At 58.9% G+C, this 15374-nt stretch carries 15 protein-coding genes; 5 read left to right on the top strand and 10 right to left on the bottom strand.

The window, feature by feature from the left end:
* Positions 1–2: 2 nt before the first annotated feature.
* The 3 genes from COL8621_RS18310 to COL8621_RS18300 form a co-directional block, all read right to left on the bottom strand.
* Positions 3–797: an SDR family NAD(P)-dependent oxidoreductase gene (locus tag COL8621_RS18310; RefSeq protein ID WP_093968877.1), complete on the bottom strand. Its 795-nt coding sequence runs from the start codon at positions 795–797 to the stop codon at positions 3–5.
* Positions 797–1144: a cupin domain-containing protein gene (locus COL8621_RS18305; protein WP_093968876.1), complete on the bottom strand. Its 348-nt coding sequence runs from the start codon at positions 1142–1144 to the stop codon at positions 797–799. The genes COL8621_RS18310 and COL8621_RS18305 overlap by 1 nt, the downstream gene beginning before the upstream one ends.
* A 62-nt stretch (positions 1145–1206) precedes the next feature.
* The gene (locus COL8621_RS18300; protein ID WP_207652102.1) at positions 1207–2043 is read right to left on the bottom strand and encodes a cyclase family protein; all 837 of its coding nucleotides are present in this window, start codon (positions 2041–2043) and stop codon (positions 1207–1209) included.
* A 227-nt stretch (positions 2044–2270) separates the two neighbouring features.
* Between COL8621_RS18300 and COL8621_RS18295 the strand changes: the two genes are divergently transcribed.
* Entirely contained in the window at positions 2271–3044 is a 774-nt protein-coding gene (locus COL8621_RS18295) for an IclR family transcriptional regulator (protein ID WP_093968875.1), read from the top strand.
* Between the two features lie 5 nt (positions 3045–3049).
* Here COL8621_RS18295 and COL8621_RS18290 read toward each other — a convergent pair whose 3' ends face one another.
* From COL8621_RS18290 to hmgA, 5 genes are all read right to left on the bottom strand, one after another.
* On the bottom strand, positions 3050–3259 hold the full coding sequence (locus COL8621_RS18290) for a DUF2783 domain-containing protein (RefSeq protein ID WP_093968874.1): 210 nt from the start codon (positions 3257–3259) through the stop codon (positions 3050–3052).
* Between the two features lie 4 nt (positions 3260–3263).
* Positions 3264–4889, bottom strand: a complete 1626-nt coding sequence (locus COL8621_RS18285) for an FAD-dependent oxidoreductase (RefSeq protein WP_093968873.1) — start codon at positions 4887–4889, stop codon at positions 3264–3266.
* Positions 4890–4913: 24 nt separating this feature from the next.
* Positions 4914–5864 (bottom strand): MBL fold metallo-hydrolase, encoded by a 951-nt coding sequence (locus tag COL8621_RS18280; RefSeq protein ID WP_093968872.1) that lies wholly within the window; start codon positions 5862–5864, stop codon positions 4914–4916.
* A 15-nt stretch (positions 5865–5879) separates the two neighbouring features.
* Entirely contained in the window at positions 5880–7118 is a 1239-nt protein-coding gene (gene fahA / locus COL8621_RS18275) for a fumarylacetoacetase (RefSeq protein WP_093968871.1), read from the bottom strand.
* An 89-nt stretch (positions 7119–7207) separates the two neighbouring features.
* Entirely contained in the window at positions 7208–8563 is a 1356-nt protein-coding gene (gene hmgA, locus COL8621_RS18270; RefSeq protein WP_093968870.1) for a homogentisate 1,2-dioxygenase, read from the bottom strand.
* A 152-nt stretch (positions 8564–8715) separates the two neighbouring features.
* Between hmgA and COL8621_RS18265 the strand changes: the two genes are divergently transcribed.
* From COL8621_RS18265 to tcuB, 4 genes are all read left to right on the top strand, one after another.
* The gene (locus COL8621_RS18265) at positions 8716–9156 is read left to right on the top strand and encodes a MarR family winged helix-turn-helix transcriptional regulator (RefSeq protein ID WP_093968869.1); all 441 of its coding nucleotides are present in this window, start codon (positions 8716–8718) and stop codon (positions 9154–9156) included.
* Complete coding sequence (gene maiA / locus COL8621_RS18260) at positions 9153–9779, top strand: maleylacetoacetate isomerase (RefSeq protein WP_093968868.1); 627 nt, start codon at positions 9153–9155, stop codon at positions 9777–9779. The genes COL8621_RS18265 and maiA overlap by 4 nt, the downstream gene beginning before the upstream one ends.
* Positions 9780–10151: 372 nt before the next feature.
* A complete protein-coding gene (gene tcuA, locus COL8621_RS18250; RefSeq protein ID WP_176438540.1) occupies positions 10152–11546 on the top strand; it encodes an FAD-dependent tricarballylate dehydrogenase TcuA in 1395 nt (464 codons plus the stop codon).
* Positions 11536–12600 carry a tricarballylate utilization 4Fe-4S protein TcuB gene (tcuB, locus tag COL8621_RS18245; RefSeq protein WP_093968866.1) on the top strand — a complete coding sequence of 355 codons (1065 nt, stop codon included), beginning with the start codon at positions 11536–11538 and terminating at the stop codon, positions 12598–12600. The genes tcuA and tcuB overlap by 11 nt, the downstream gene beginning before the upstream one ends.
* 28 nt (positions 12601–12628) lie before the next feature.
* Here tcuB and COL8621_RS18240 read toward each other — a convergent pair whose 3' ends face one another.
* Both COL8621_RS18240 and COL8621_RS18235 read right to left on the bottom strand, forming a co-directional pair.
* Entirely contained in the window at positions 12629–13699 is a 1071-nt protein-coding gene (locus COL8621_RS18240; protein WP_093968865.1) for a ParB/RepB/Spo0J family partition protein, read from the bottom strand.
* Positions 13696–15000 carry an AAA family ATPase gene (locus COL8621_RS18235; protein WP_093968864.1) on the bottom strand — a complete coding sequence of 435 codons (1305 nt, stop codon included), beginning with the start codon at positions 14998–15000 and terminating at the stop codon, positions 13696–13698. Before COL8621_RS18235 ends, COL8621_RS18240 begins: the two co-directional genes overlap by 4 nt.
* Positions 15001–15374: the final 374 nt, after the last annotated feature.

The following is a 15374-nucleotide window of genomic DNA, read 5'->3' as shown; positions in this document are numbered from 1 at the left end:
AATCAGCCCGCCGTATAGCCGCCATCGGCGTACAGAATGTGCCCGGTGTAAAAATCCGACGCCTTCGACGCCAAGAACAACAGCGGCCCGGCAAGGTCTTCGGGTTCGCCCAACCGCCCCTTTGGAACGCGCGTCAAGAAACCATCGCGAACGGTTTTGGCGTCGGGGGTGTCTTCGAACATCCACGCGGTCAGGGGGCTGCGGAACACAGTTGGCGCGATTGCGTTTACGGTGATGCCGGTGGGGCCAAGCTCGCACCCAAGGGCCTTGGTAATCCCGTCAACGGCCGCTTTAGAGGCGCAATAGGCAGTGTATCCCGCCGGATGACCCAACAAACCGCGCGCCGATGACACAAGAACAATCTTACCGCCGCTGCCCTGCGCCTTCATCTGGCGGGTTGCGGCGCGGGCCAACAACCAGCTTTGCGTCACATTGGCATCCATCACACTGGTGAATGTTTCTGGCGCCATCTCTTCGATCTTGGCGACCTTGTTCATGCCCGAGGCAACGACCAGAATATCAAGCGCACCAAACGCAGCCGCCGCCTGGGCGACCATATCTTCACACGCGGCCTCATCAGACGGGCGCGCGTTAATTTCCGCAACTTCGGCCCCTGCCGCGCGGCATTCTTCGGCAATTTCGGACAACGCGTCAGGGTTCCCCGCGGCCAGCACAATTTTGCTCCCTGCCCCGGCCAAAACCCGCGCGGCGACCATACCAAACGCACCAGACGCACCGGTAATCAGCGCAACCTTGCCCTTTACGTCAAACATAGAAAGTGGATCGGAAAGGGACATTATTTGGCCTCCGGCGGGTATGGGATAACGACAAGCATCGTGCATACGAGGTTCGAACGGTTTTCGAGGTGGCGGATTTCGTTCGGGGGGATGGTCGCGCTGTCGAATTTGCGCAAAACAGTCTCTGTTCCATCAATTGTGACGGTCATTTCGCCGTCCAGAACCACATAGACCTTTTCAAACGGCGTGCTGTCCGGCCCGGCGCCGCCGCCGGGAAGGAACTGACTTAGCCCAACCCATTGGTTGGTCGGCCCGCCCTCTTCGAAGCCCTGCAACCGCAATCCGGTTACGCCCCAATGGTTCGGAGCGTCGTATGGCTGTGCGTCATCAAAACGTTTTACGTGCATGTCCCACCCTCGCATTCGTTTGGGTGCCGCCGGTTGGGAACGCAGCGGCACCGCAGGATGGATCAGAAGCTTTCGCCAGCTTCGATACGATAGTTCTGTTCCTTGTCGATCATCGCAACAAGGCGGATGATGCAGCCATCGCCACGGTCCCAGTTCCATGGGAAAAACGCAAAGGTGCAGCGTTTGCCGGTGACCGCGTCCAGATCGCCGCCAACGTTTTCAATGCCCAGAATACCGTTCTTGAACAGGATCTGGTGAACGGGCTCCCAATCTGGGAAATCGTCTTTCCAGTCGTTGCCGCCGGACCATTCTTTGTATTCTTCTTCCAGATGCGGCAGCAGCGGGCCGTTCCGCTGAGGCCCGATCGCCGTGGCCAGCGGGTGGTCGTTTGCCTGCGTATCGTGGCCCACAACCTTAACGCCCTTTTCAACCATCCATTCACCAGCCGAGGCCACAAAACCCGGACAATAGGCGAAATAGTCTCCGTCTTCGTAATCGTGGTGCCATCCGGTGTTGATGATCAGAACGTCACCCTTGCGGATCACATGGCCGCAGGCTTTTTCCAGATCTTCGCCTGTGATCGGCTCCCATTTCTTTTTGGGCAGGGACACGACGATGCCGGTGCCAAAGAAATGCGGCAGCGGAACTTCGTCGATGAACGGGGTGCCCTGAACGACGTGGGCTGGTGCGTCAATATGGGTCGTCGCGTGCATCGTGGTGGTGATGCGTTGGCTTAGCACGCCGGACTTGGCCATATAATGGATACGCTCGATCTTGGTGTCTTGGAAATAGGGCCAGTTGGGGTTCTGAAACCCGAAACGGTGGCTTAGGTTATAAAACTCCAACCCCATAGAGTTGTTGGTGTTTTCCTCAAATTCGATCCCTCTGACCGTGATCATGACACAATCCCTCTCTGTTTGCAGGAAGGCCGTTTTTGCCCCTGCACTATGCGATTAAATTGTCTGGATGTTCCTCCCATCCGTCTCGCATAGTGATGCACATGCATCGCATTGCGGTCAATGTTTTTCTTACAATCGATGCAAGTGTACCACATTGCGGGATAAGATGGCTGGAATTATTGGGACAGCCGTGCAAGAGAAGATCATCGATCAAGGGACAAGGCGTAATGGTGCAGGAAAACGAAAGCGGCAAAAGCCAAGCACGCAACGGGATTCAGGTCATTGGACGCGCGGCATCGGTGCTTCGCGCGTTGCGGGATGACCCCACCGGCCTGTCGTTGGGGCAAATTTCCGAACGCGTGGGGCTTGCCCGATCCACGGTTCAGCGAATCGTTGCCGCCCTTCAAGAAGAACGGTTGATCATCACCATGGGCAACGGCGGTTTTCGCCTTGGGCCTGAAATCACCGCGCTTGCGTCGGCGGCGCAGTTCAACATCGTCGAAACATGCCGTCTGGCAATTTCCGAACTGTCCCAAAAGCTGGGCGAAACGGTTGACCTGTCGGTTCTGCGCGGGTCTGGCATGATCTTTCTGGATCAGGTTCCCGGCACGCACCGCCTGCGCGCGATTTCATCGGTGGGCGAGGTGTTCCCCCTGACCAACACCGCAAACGGGCGGGCCGCGTTGGCCAAACTGCCGATTGATCGCGCCGAAACCTTGGTGCGCGAAGAATGGAAACGGCGCGGCGAAACCCACGACTGGGGCGCGTATTCCGCAATGTTAGACACTGTTCGCGCGACAAACATCGCCGCAGATGACAACGAACACACCGATGGGATCTCCGCCATCGGCGCCGCGTTTCTGGATTACGCGGGCGAGGTGCACGCCCTTTCCGTGCCCATCCCCACATCAAGGTTCGAAGGCAAACGGGACGGCGTTACCAAAGCATTGTCCGACACCATCGCCACAATCGAAGCCATGATCGCGCGCGAGTCGTCCTGACGTCCCTATCCTTCTGTCTTTAGGTTGGTCTTTGCCGCCTCTTCCAACGCTTCGGCGATCACTTCCGCGTCGCCGATATGGTTGGTCAGCAACAGGATCAAACGGGCGCTAAACGCGCTGACCGCTTCGTCGTCCATCCCGTCATAGGCCTTGATCAGATCGGCGTAAAAGCCGTCTGGGTCAGGCAAGTTCGGCGTTACGATAAGCTTTGCCATGGCATCAATCCTTTGCGCAGGCCGTGCGCATGGCTGCGCGGATGGCGGTTTCGTCATAGCTGTCCCAACGTGCGGCGACATGCTGATCGGGCCGGATTAGGTAGACGGCGCAAGCGGCATCCCCAAGGTAACGCGCCGCAAGGGCCCCGCTTGGATCATCATCCGTCGAAACCGCAACATGCCTTGCGGTTACGCCGTCTTCCATAACCTCAGGCGGGGCGTCGGCGTTAATCGTTAGAATAACGAAATCATTGCCCAGATGCGGCAGCAGGAAACCGTCGGCCAGTAAGGCATCCGGGCAGACACTTCCGGGCCGGGTTCGCGCAGGCCCACCGGTTAGGTCATCAGGGCCGTTCAATGACAACCCGTCATAGGTACAAGGCACCGAAAGCCGCCCCGAGTTTACCAGCGGCCGCGCAAATGGGTTGCGTTCGGCCAGATCCAGCACGGCGTTGCGAAACACATGGCTGATCTTTGTTTTGGGCGTGATGAAATCGGTCGAACGCGTCGAGTTGAGGATGTTTTCATCCGCACCATAGACCCGTTCTTCATCGTATGAATCCAGCAACGCCTGTGGCGCCTGCCCTTTGATGACCATCCCCAGTTTCCAGCCAAGGTTGTCAACATCCTGCATCCCAGAATTCGCACCGCGCGCGCCAAACGGGCTGACCTGATGCGCCGCGTCGCCCGCAAAGATCACCCGGCCATGGCGAAACCGTTCCATCCGCTTGCATTGGAAGGTGTAGATTGACGACCAGACCATCTCGTACTCGACATCGGGGCCAAGCATGGCATCCAGACGGCGGCGGATGTTTTCTTCTTTCATTTCCTCTTTGCGGTCCACATCCCAACCGATCTGGAAATCGACCCGCCAAACACCGTCGGGCTGTTTGTGTAACAACGTCGAGGCACCGGATTTGAAATAGGGTTCGAACCAGAACCAGCGTTCCGTCGGAAAGCTGTCGTTCAGCATTTTGATGTCGGCAATCAGGAAACTGTCCTGAAAAACACGGCCCGAAAAATCCAGATCCAGCATGCCGCGCAGCGGGCTAGAGGCGCCATCACATCCGATCAGCCAATCCGCCGTGATCGTATAAGGCCCTTCGGGCGTCACGATGTTCAGCAGCACGTGATCGTCTTTAACCTCGACCCCCTCAACCCGGTTCTTGCCGCGCAGTTCAATCGGCGCACCGGCGGCCTGCGCCTCGCGGACGCGGTCAACGATGAACTTTTCGAAATGGGGCTGCTGCAGGTTGATAAAGGCGGGGTATTGGTGGCCTTCTTCGGGCAGCAGGTTGAATTCAAACACCTTGCGGTCATCGTGAAACACCTTGCCCAGGTTCCACACGACGCCCTTGTCATGCATGGGCTTGCCGCATCCGTACCGGTCGGCAATTTCAAGGGTCCGCTTGGCAAAACAGATCGCCCGACTGCCCACGCCGATCCCTTCGTGATCGTCCAGAACGATGACGGGGATGCCCTGCAACCCAAGGTCCAGCGCGGTGGCGACACCAATTGGCCCGCCACCCATCACCACAACCGGGTGGCGGGCCGGTGTTGCACTGTCTTGATCAGCGTTGCGTTCGTATGGGTACAGCTTGAACGCCAGCAAATAGCGATCTTGTAACATCTAAGGTCTCCTCCCTGTCGCGCGTCAGGCTTGCAGCTGGTTCCACATGTCCTTGTCCCGATCTGCGGTCCAGATGCGCGGCGTATCGATGCCGCGGGCTTCGTCATAGGCACGGGCGACGTTGAACGGCAGACAGTGTTCATAGATGGCATAATCTTTGAACTTGGGGTCGCATTCAGCGCGCACCGCGTCCCATGCTTCTTTCAGGGTGCCCCCGCGCGCGACCACCTTGGCCACCGGTTTGTAGGTAGAGCTGACAAAATCAGCCGTTGCGGCAATGGCCTTTTCCACCATGTCTTCGCCAATCAGCGCGTCGCCTCGGCCCGGCGCGATGGCCTTGGGCGCATAGGCCGCGATGTTCATCAGCGTGTCTTCCCAATCGCCGAAATGACCGTCGCCGCAGTAACAGGCCGAATGGTATTCGACGATGTCACCGGTGAACATCACCTCTTGGTCCGGCACCCAGATCACGGCATCGCCCGCCGTGTGAGCGCGGCCCAGTTTCATGATGTCTACGCGCCGCTTGCCCAGATAAACCGTCATGCTTTCGCTGAACGTGGTGGTCGGGCGGGTCAGGCCGGGGATTTCTTCGTGCCCCTGAAACAGACGCGGGAAACGATCAAATTCGCTATCCCAATCCTCTTGGCCGCGCTCTTCGACCATGGCTGCGGCCGTGTCTGACATGATGATTTCGCGCGCGCCATAGGCGCTGGCCCCAAGAACGCGCACCGCATGATAATGGGTCAGAACGACGTGGCTGATGGGCTTGTCGGTGACAGATCGCACACAGTCTATCACCTTGCGGGCCAGACGAGGGGTTGCCTGCGCTTCGACGATCATGACGCTGTCATCGCCGATGATCACGCCGGTGTTGGGGTCACCTTCGGCGGTGAAGGCATAAAGCCCCTCTCCGACTTGGGTGAAGCTTACTTTCTTTTCTTCCATGTCGCCTGCGGATGCGAATGCTTTCGCCATGCGTAACTCTCCTGCTTACTTTGCCCAGTCCGGGATCGGACCTGCCGGCAGAATCGTGCCCGTGCAGTCGCCAAACCCGATGCGATAGCCATCACCCGTCGCGTGGCCGCGCAGTGTCAGTGTGTCGCCATCTTCAAGGAAGCTGCGCGTTTCGCCCGTGCCCAACGTCAAAGGCTCTTTGCCGCCCCAGCTTAGTTCCAACAACGAACCGCGGCTGTCGGGTTCGGGGCCCGAAATGGTACCCGATCCCAAAAGATCGCCCACCCGCATCGCACAGCCCGAAGTCGTGTGATGGCACAGCTGTTGCGCCGCCGAATAATACATGTGGCTGTAATTCGACTGCGCGATCACGGTTTCATCCTTGCCTTCGGGGGCTAGGGCCACCTCTAGCGCGATGTCGTAAATCATCGGGCCGGGTTCCTGCAGATAGGGCAACAGGGGCCTCTCTCGTTCGGGGGTTGAGGTGCGGAAAGGTTCCAACGCGGCCTTGGTCACGATCCATGGGGAAATCGTGGTGGCCGTTGCCTTGGCTTGGAACGGGCCAAGGGGTTGATACTCCCACGCTTGAATATCGCGCGCCGACCAGTCGTTCAGCAGGACATACCCAAAGATCATGTCGTCCGCCTGTTCGACAGACACCATCCCATCCGAGGGCGACCCGACGATCGCGCCGAACTCCAGCTCTAAATCAAACCGTTTAGAGGGGCCAAATTCTGGCAGTTCCGCGTCGGGCGCTTTCAACTGACCCAACGGGCGTTTCACCGGTGTGCCAGACACAACAACCGACGACGCGCGCCCGTTATACCCAATCGGGATCGAAAGCCAGTTCGGCGGCAGTGCGTTTTCCGCCCCCCGAAACATCGTTCCCACGTTCACGGCGTGGTGCTTGCCCGCGTAAAAATCTGTGTATTCGCTAACGCGAAACGGCATCAACAGCCGCGCATCCGACTGCGCAACAAGATGTGGTTCGACGGCGCCGCGGTATGCCTGATCCGACAAAAGCAGGGTCAGACGTTCGCGCAAGGCACCCCACACCTTGGGGCCAGCCGCCATCACCGCATTCCATTCCGGCGCGGCGAAAAGGTCGGGCGAAAGGCCGTGATCAACCTTGGCCACATCCAGAACGAAGTCACCAATGGCGACACCCATGCGCGCGCCCTGACCATCGTCAAAAACCCCATAAGGCAGGTTGTTCAGCGGAAAATCGGTATCAGCAGAATTGGCGCTGTCGACCCAGCTTGTCTTTAAAGGCATTGCTTCCCCTTAAGCGCCGCTTCGCGGTTGGCGCTGCTTTGTGGTTCCAGATATGGCAAGGGTGCCGACCGCCGCCGGCACCGTCGCGCTTATTTCTTGCCCGGCTTACCGTCGAACTTCTTCTCAAGGCTGTCCCAGCAATCGATATAATTGTCCTGAAGCGGGGCCTCTTTGCCGGCAAATTCCGTAAGCTGCTGGGGAAAGCGGGTCTCGAACATGAACGACATGGTGTTTTCAAGCTTCTCTGGCCCAAGGTTCGAATTCGACGCGCCCTCGAACGCATTGCGGTCAGGACCATGCGGCAGCATCATATTGTGCAGCGACACCCCACCCGGAACAAAGCCCTGCGGCTTGGCGTCGTATTGGCCGTAAATGTTGCCCATCAGCTCGGACATGATGTTCTTGTGATACCACGGCGGGCGGAAGGTATCTTCGGCCACCAGCCAACGTTCGCGGAACAAAACAAAGTCGATGTTGGCCGTGCCCGGAACGCCGGACGGGGCGGTTAGCACGGTAAAGATCGACGGGTCCGGGTGATCAAAAAGGATCGCGCCAACCGGGCAATAGGTGCGCAGATCGTATTTGTACGGCGTGTAATTGCCGTGCCATGCGACCACATCCAGCGGGCTTTGACCGATCTTGGTCTGGTGAAACTGACCGCACCATTTGACGGTCACGGTTGAAGGCACTTCGCGGTCTTCAAAGGCGGCAACCGGGGCTTTGAAATCCCGCGGGTTGGCAAGACAGTTCGCGCCAATCGGGCCACGGCCGGGCAGTTCGAACTTTTGGCCATAGTTTTCACAGACAAACCCGCGGCACGGGCCTTCCAGCACCTCGACCCGATAAACCAGCCCGCGTGGAATGATGGCGATTTCCTTAGGCTCAACGTCGATGATCCCAAGTTCGGTCGCAAAGCGCAGGCGCCCCTCCTGTGGAACAACCAAAAGTTCGCTATCGGCTGAAAAGAAATATTCGTCTTCCATGGACTGGTTGACCAGATACACATGCGCGGCCATCCCGATCTGCGTATGCACATCCCCCGCCGTGGTCATCGTGCGCATACCTGTCAGCCAATTCAGCGGCACATCGGTATGGGGCACCGGATCCCACCGGTACTGGCCCAAGCTGGTGACATCAGGCAGCACATTCGGCGCCGAAACCCACAGCGGCAGGTCAATACGTTCGTACCGCGCCGAATGTTTGACGCTGGGCCGGATGCGATAGGTCCATGTCCGTTCGGGTGGGTTTGCCGTGAACGCCGTTCCTGAAAGCTGTTCGCCATAAAGCCCGTATTCACATTTCTGAGGAGAGTTCATGCCCTGCGGCAGCGCGCCGGGCAACGCTTCGGTTTCGAAGTCATTTGCCCAACCGGGCATATACCCCGCGTGGGTTCCCGTGGTGCTGGTGGCGCTGATCATTCCTTTCGGCAGGTCGTGACGCGTCATGATGTTCCTCCTTGCCATATCGTGAAGACGGATTCCGTTTGCCGCGACTATTTGTTGCACTTGCAACGATGTCAAGATATTCGTTGCAGATGAAATGAACACCTAAAACATTGCTTGCCCACGATCTGACCCCAGCAAGGAAAGGCTTTTTGATGGTAACGGAAACGACCGACTTCGAACTGGCGCGTTTTTTGCCCTATCGAATGACCGTCGCCGCCGAGAGGCTGAGCGCAGGCATGGCAAAGCGTTACAGCGACGAATTTGGAATTTCTGTCGCGGAATGGCGCATCCTTGTTCATGTCGCGGATTCCGACGCGGTTTCGATCCGTGAAATCCATCAGCGCGTTCACCTTGAAAAATCAAAGGCCAGCCGCGCCGCCTCTCGGCTGGAGGCCGCCGGATACCTTTCCAAACAGGTCAACGATCAGGATCGGCGCCTCATTTCCTTAACGCTGACTGAAAAAGGCCGGGAATTGATGGATAGGCTGCTGCCGGTCGCGCGGGATTTTCAGGCACGGCTTGATGCGCTGCTTGCGCCTTACAATGACGCGCTCGACAGCGCGCTGGAAATTATGATGGAGGGTGATCTTTGATCCGCCTCTTTGACTACTGGCGCTCTACGGCCAGCTACCGGGTTCGGATCGCTTTGGGGCTGGCCGGGCTTGAATGGGAAACCGTGTCTGTCGACCTTATCGAAGGGGACCACATTACAGACGCCCACCTTGCCCGCAATCCGCAGGGCCTTGTTCCGGTCCTTGAAATCGACAATCAGCGGTTCACCCAATCCCTTGCCATCGTGGAATACCTGAACGACAGCCGCGCCCTTGGCCTGCTTCCCGATGACTTGGGCGAACGCGCCAAGGTTCGCGCGCTGGCGCATTCTATCGCGATGGACATTCACCCGGTCTGCAACCTGCGCGTCGCAAAACACGCCGTCGAAAATTCGGGCGGAGGCATCACGATGCAAAGCTGGATGCAGACCTTCATCACCTCTGGCCTTCGCGCGCACGAGGCGATGCTGGCCGAGGGCGAATTCAGCCACCAATCCGGTTTGTCCCTGGCCGACATCTGCCTTGTCCCCCAACTTTACAACGCACGCCGCTGGAACATCGACCTAAGCGACATGCCCAAGGCCCTTAGGATCGAAAACCATTTGGCAACGCTTCCAGCATTCGCAGCCGCCCACCCTGACGCCACCCTGCGCACCCGCCCTTAGACGGTCTTGGTTGGCGGTTCAGCGCCGCGCCCGACAAAAACGCAACATCTTCAGGGGTTTCAACGCGCGCGGAGGTGACCCAGAACGGCGTCCGGGCTAATGTATCGTCGTCGTCGATACGGCTGTGCCGGGCATAAGTCCTGCCAGCAGCACATCCCATCGCGGCGCTTTTCATCGAAAAATAGCCAATAACCGCCGCAAATTTCATCACACCAATACGTCCGATAATCTTTCATTATCGGAAGCAAGGATGCTGGCCGCCCCCTTACCTTCCCAGCGCCCGCCACGAACCGGCGCAACCTAATGGCATTCCGCACAGATATTGCATCCACGTGGATACACGCGTATGCAATGGGGTGAAGGGGATAGCCTATGGATGACTTGCTGGAACAAACTTGGGATGTGGTGATCGTCGGCGGTGGCAACGCCGCGCTGTGCGCCGCCATAGAGGCCGCAGAGGCAGGACGAAGCGTTCTGATGCTGGAATGCGCGCCCAAACCCTATCGTGGGGGCAACTCGCGCCACACACGCAACTTTCGCTGCATGCATTCCGGGCCCCTGTCCGTGCTGACCGACACATATGGCGAAGACGAATACTTTGATGACCTGATGCGCGTCACCGCCGGTAAGACCGACGAAGGGCTGGCGCGGATGGCCATCCGGCATTCGGAATCCTGCTTGCCATGGATGGAACAGCACGGCGTGCGGTTTCAGCCCTCGCTTTCCGGCACGCTGTCGCTTAGCCGCACCAACGCGTTCTTCCTTGGTGGGGGCAAGGCGTTGGTGAATGCCTATTACAACACCGCCGCCGATCTGGGGGTTCAGGTGATCTATGAGGCGCATGTCACCCACATCGCGATTGAGGGGCACCAGTGCACCGGGCTGGACGTCACTATTACGGGCCAAAGCCACCGGATTTCGGCCCGGACGGTCATTTTGGCCTCGGGCGGATTTCAGGGCGATGTCGATTGGCTGGCCCGCGCGTGGGGCCCTGCGGCGCGCAACTTCCTTATTCGAGGCACGCCCTATAACCGCGGCGTCGTTCTGGCCGATATGCTGGATCAGGGCGCGCAAAGTGTGGGTGACCCAACCCAATGCCACGCCGTTGCCATCGACGGGCGCGCACCCAAGTTTGACGGCGGCATCGTAACCCGGCTGGATTGCGTCCCGTTTTCCGTCGTCGTGAACCGCGATGCCCAACGTTTCTATGACGAAGGAGAGGACGTTTGGCCCAAACGTTACGCCATCTGGGGCCGGCTTGTCGCCGCGCAGCCCGATCAGGTGGCCTATTCCATCATCGATGCCAAAAGCCTGAAACTGTTCATGCCCTCGGTCTTTCCGCCCGAACAGGCTGACACGATCGAAGAGCTGGGCGAAAAGATGGGCCTGAACGGTGACGCTTTGCGCGAAACCGTGGATCAGTTCAACGCCGCCTGCCGTGATGGCGATTTTCACCCCACCGAACTGGACGGCGTGGCCACCGAGGGGATCGAACCGCCCAAAACCAACTGGGCTCGCCCCATCGATACCCCGCCCTTCTATGGCTATTCGCTGCGCCCCGGCGTGACCTTCACCTATCTGGGGCTAAAGGTTGATGCAGGGGCCCGTGTGCAAACCCCCGATGGCCCCCTAGACAACGTCTGGGCCGCCGGAGAGATCATGGCAGGTTCGATCCTTGGGCAAGGTTATCTTGCCGGGTTCGGCATGACCATCGGAACCGTTTTCGGACGCATCGCAGGACAAGAGGCCGCATCACATGCCCAATGACATGACCCACCTTCAGGCCGAAGCCACCCGTCAGGCCGAAATCTGTAACGCCTGCCGGTATTGCGAGGGGTTCTGTTCCGTCTTCCCGTCGATGTTTGCCGAACGCAGCTTTGCCGCCGGTGACATCACGCAGCTGGCCAACCTGTGTCACAACTGCCGGGGATGCTATTATTCCTGCCAATACACTGAACCGCACGAATTCGCGCTGAACCTTCCCGCCGCCCTGGCCGAGGTGCGCACCGAAAGCTGGGAAACCTTCGCCTGGCCCGCGGCCCCTGCCCGGCTGTTTCAGCGCCATGGCGTTGCCTTGGTTGCCGCCTTGATCGTTGGCGTGGCGGCGTTGTTCTGGGCGGCCTTTGCGCTGGCGCCTGCGTCTGGGCGCGGGTTTTATGCGGCGCTGTCCCACGGGGTCATGCTGTCGATCTTTATCCCGGCGTTCCTGTTTCCCGTCGCCGCACTTAGCATTTCGGCCCGCCGGTATTGGGCTGCGGTGGGCGGGCGCCGTTTGCGGATCGCCGACATCAAACAAGCCGCGCGCGACGTGGCGACCATGCGCAACCTGTCGGGCGGCCAAGGCCAAGGCTGCAACTTCGAAAAAGAAGACCGCTACTCCTCTGCCCGCCGCCACAGCCATCAGGCGGTCTTTTGGGGGTTCATGCTTTGCTTTGCCTCGACCGCCTCTGGGACGCTGCTGCATTACGGTCTGGGGCTAGAGGCCCCCTATCGGCTGTTCAGCCTGCCAAAGCTGCTGGGCGTCCCTGGCGGCATCCTACTGACGCTTGGCGCGGGCGGCATGGCATGGCTGAAGACCCGCGCGGCCAAAGGGCTGGGCGATACCCGCGTTTGGGGTGGCGAAATGGCGTTTGTCTTGTTGTTGGGTTTTGTGGGGGCCAGTGGTCTGGCGCTTTATGCAGCAACCGGAACGGGGGCCGTTCCGGCGCTGTTGGCATTGCATCTGGGGGCGGTGTTGGCGCTGTTTGTGACGACGCCCTATTCCAAAATGGCCCACGGGGTTTACCGAACAGCCGCCCTGCTGCGCGATGCGCAAAGATAACCCGGCGGACAGGCCGCCGGGTGTTAAGTCATTGATCTAAAACGCTAAAGAAGGCTTCGACCGCCTTTTCCAGCTTTTTACGGTCGGCATCTGTAAAATCACGGTCTGCACGCAGTTCCAACCGGCCATCATGGGCGGCGCAGCGCACTGTCCCCGCGGGGACGGTGCAGCGGAAGGTGGTTTTCGCCGTCGCCTTTTCCACAGCGCCCTGCCCTGCCCCGGCCTTTTGGGTTGGCGTGGTTGCGGCGCGCAGAACCTCCAACTCTTTGTCTGGGGTCGTTGGCATCGCCGCCGTCAGCGCGTTGCGAATTTTCGCCGCTGCGCCCTGTTCCGACGACAGCCGCTTTTCCAACTGAAGCCCAAGCGCGCGCGGGATCGTATCGGCGAATTTCAGATGGCTGCCGACTGCATCCAGCACCGTTGCGAAATGCCGGATGTAGCTGCGTTTCTGACGCCCGGCGGAACTGTACAACACCGATACGGCCTCTTCTACGGATGAACATTCCGTGCCGGGATCGGCGGCGTATGACCGGGCCAGTTCAGCCATTTCCGCGAAAGAGATATCGCGCCGCACAAGGTTTTCATCCACCATCCGGCGGTACAAACCTTCCAACGCCTCGCCCTTGGCAACCAGCCCCGCGGGGATCGTGGCATAGGCAGGATCGCCGGTTTCCTGAAACAGCTCGCGGAACGCGCTTAGCCGGCGGAACCCCTGAACCAGTTCATAGCCGTCTTCGCCCTCTTCCACACGGATGGGGTTCGACAGGCCGATGTCGCGGATCGAGGCCTTCAGCTCATCCAGATCAGGGTCGCGATTTGCCGCCCTGTCGCGCGTCAGCTTTGAGGCATGGATTTTGTCGATGGGCAGCAGGTCAACGATCAGCCCCTGCTTTTTCAGCCGCACATGTTCGTGGGCCAGCTTGTCATTTTCCGCACGGATCGCGGCCTCGGCCGATTGGCGTTCGCGCAGTGCGTCGGCGTTTTCGACGATAGCCGAGGCCATCGGCCCGCGCCGGGTTTCACCTTCGGGGGTCGATGTCCCCGCGGGGACAGGCGTGTCATCGGGGAAGTCGATATCAAATACGCGGCGCTTGCTCATGCCTTATCCTCCAGTTTGTCCCACGCGGTGGTTAGGTTGTCTTTGAATTCCTCATAGGCACGATCAAATGAAACGCGGGCGCGACGCCATGTTTCGCGCGTCATCTCGCGGTAATCCATTTCATAGATCGAACTTAGGAACCGGCCAGATTGTTCAACCGCGCGGGTCATTTCGATTGGGTGTTCGGCCATTCTGTCTTTGAACACCTTTTGAAATGCTGACTGCATCGCACGGTGCAATTCGTTGCCTTGTTCGTAGCGGGTTAACAAAAAGCGGACGTCCTGAAATACCTTCGGCAACCCCAGTGTCCCCGCGGGGACAACGCCGTTGAACTGCGACAGATCCTCTAACGCTTCGGCAAGCTGACCGATGAAAGACGTGGTCGAGTCATACTCCCAATACCCCGGACCGGATGGGATATAGAGAACATCTGCCGCGAAGACCGCGTTCATGGATTGATACCCAATCGCGGGCGGGCAATCGAACAGGATCAGGTCATACGCATCATCCGGCAGGGAATCGAGGTACCGGCTGACCGCAGCAAAGAACGACCATTCGGGGTTCAGGTGGCGGTATTGCGCGCTGGCGAATTCCACGAAGGCGGCGTTGGCACAGCTGGGCACGATATCGATCGTCGGCCAGCAGGTCGGGCGAATGAAATCATTCACGCGCAGATCGGACAGCCCCATGTCAGTCACCGAACTTGGCAGGCGGCGCTGGGGCAGGGCGGTGCCACTTTCGGCGCCCATGGCGGTTGCGTTCATCCGTTCGGTTTCCCGGATCAGGTCACGCGCCATGACCCCCCAGACGGTGTATTCCTCGGCGACGTCAGACAGGCCCATGGAATGGGACAACGTCGCCTGAGGGTCAAAGTCCACGCACAGCACCCGGTACCCGTCCAGCGCAGCGGCGTGTGCGAAATGAAGCGCGACAGTGGACTTGCCCGCGCCGCCCTTAAAGTTGGCAATCGCCGCACGGATGGCGCGCTTACCTGCGGGGCGGTAGGGCATCAAGGATTTGCGGTTCACCTTAAGACGGCGGCGGATCTCGTTTATCTCTTCCAGCGAATACCACCGCTGGCGGCCGTCCTCTTCTACGTGCCCTTGGGGCAGGGAAGGGTCGGCGGCCATACGCCCGCGCAGGGTGGATTGATTGACCTTAAAGATCAGCTCTCCAACCTCCCAGCTGGAAAACCGGCGCAGCTTCTTTTCCATCTCGGGGGAAAAGGTTTGCTGGCGGATCCACCCCTGCATCTTTAGCGACTGAGCCTGCATCTGCGCCAGGTCTTCGTGCGTGAACATACTGCCTCCTGTCCCCGTGGGGACGCTAATTCCTTTTGATTATGGATTTACGCTGAATTTCAAAAATTTGCAAAACCGAAATCGCCCGATTACCATAAAAACATAGATTACGGTTTTGTGGCTGTTTTCATTGGCTTTGCCAGAATCACAGGCCCGAATCGGCAGACGCAGAGTTCGACCCTAACCCCGCGCATATTGGGGGACAGTTTTAGGCTCTCTGCCAGATATAGGGGGACATTTTCACCCCAATAGGGGACAGTCTGTATGTCCCCCAATACCAATACATACCATTTTTATTTCAATAAATTGAAAGTCAGAAGGGGCTGAACCTCAGCGGACTTGACAGAAGCCGGAAATAAGACGCAAATCAGGAC

The organism is Actibacterium lipolyticum (genome assembly GCF_900184935.1).
GTDB classification, from domain to species: Bacteria; Pseudomonadota; Alphaproteobacteria; order Rhodobacterales; family Rhodobacteraceae; genus Actibacterium_A; species Actibacterium_A lipolyticum.
The sequence above is the reverse complement of the archived record's forward strand: the minus strand, read 5'-3'. Positions and strand labels throughout refer to the sequence as shown.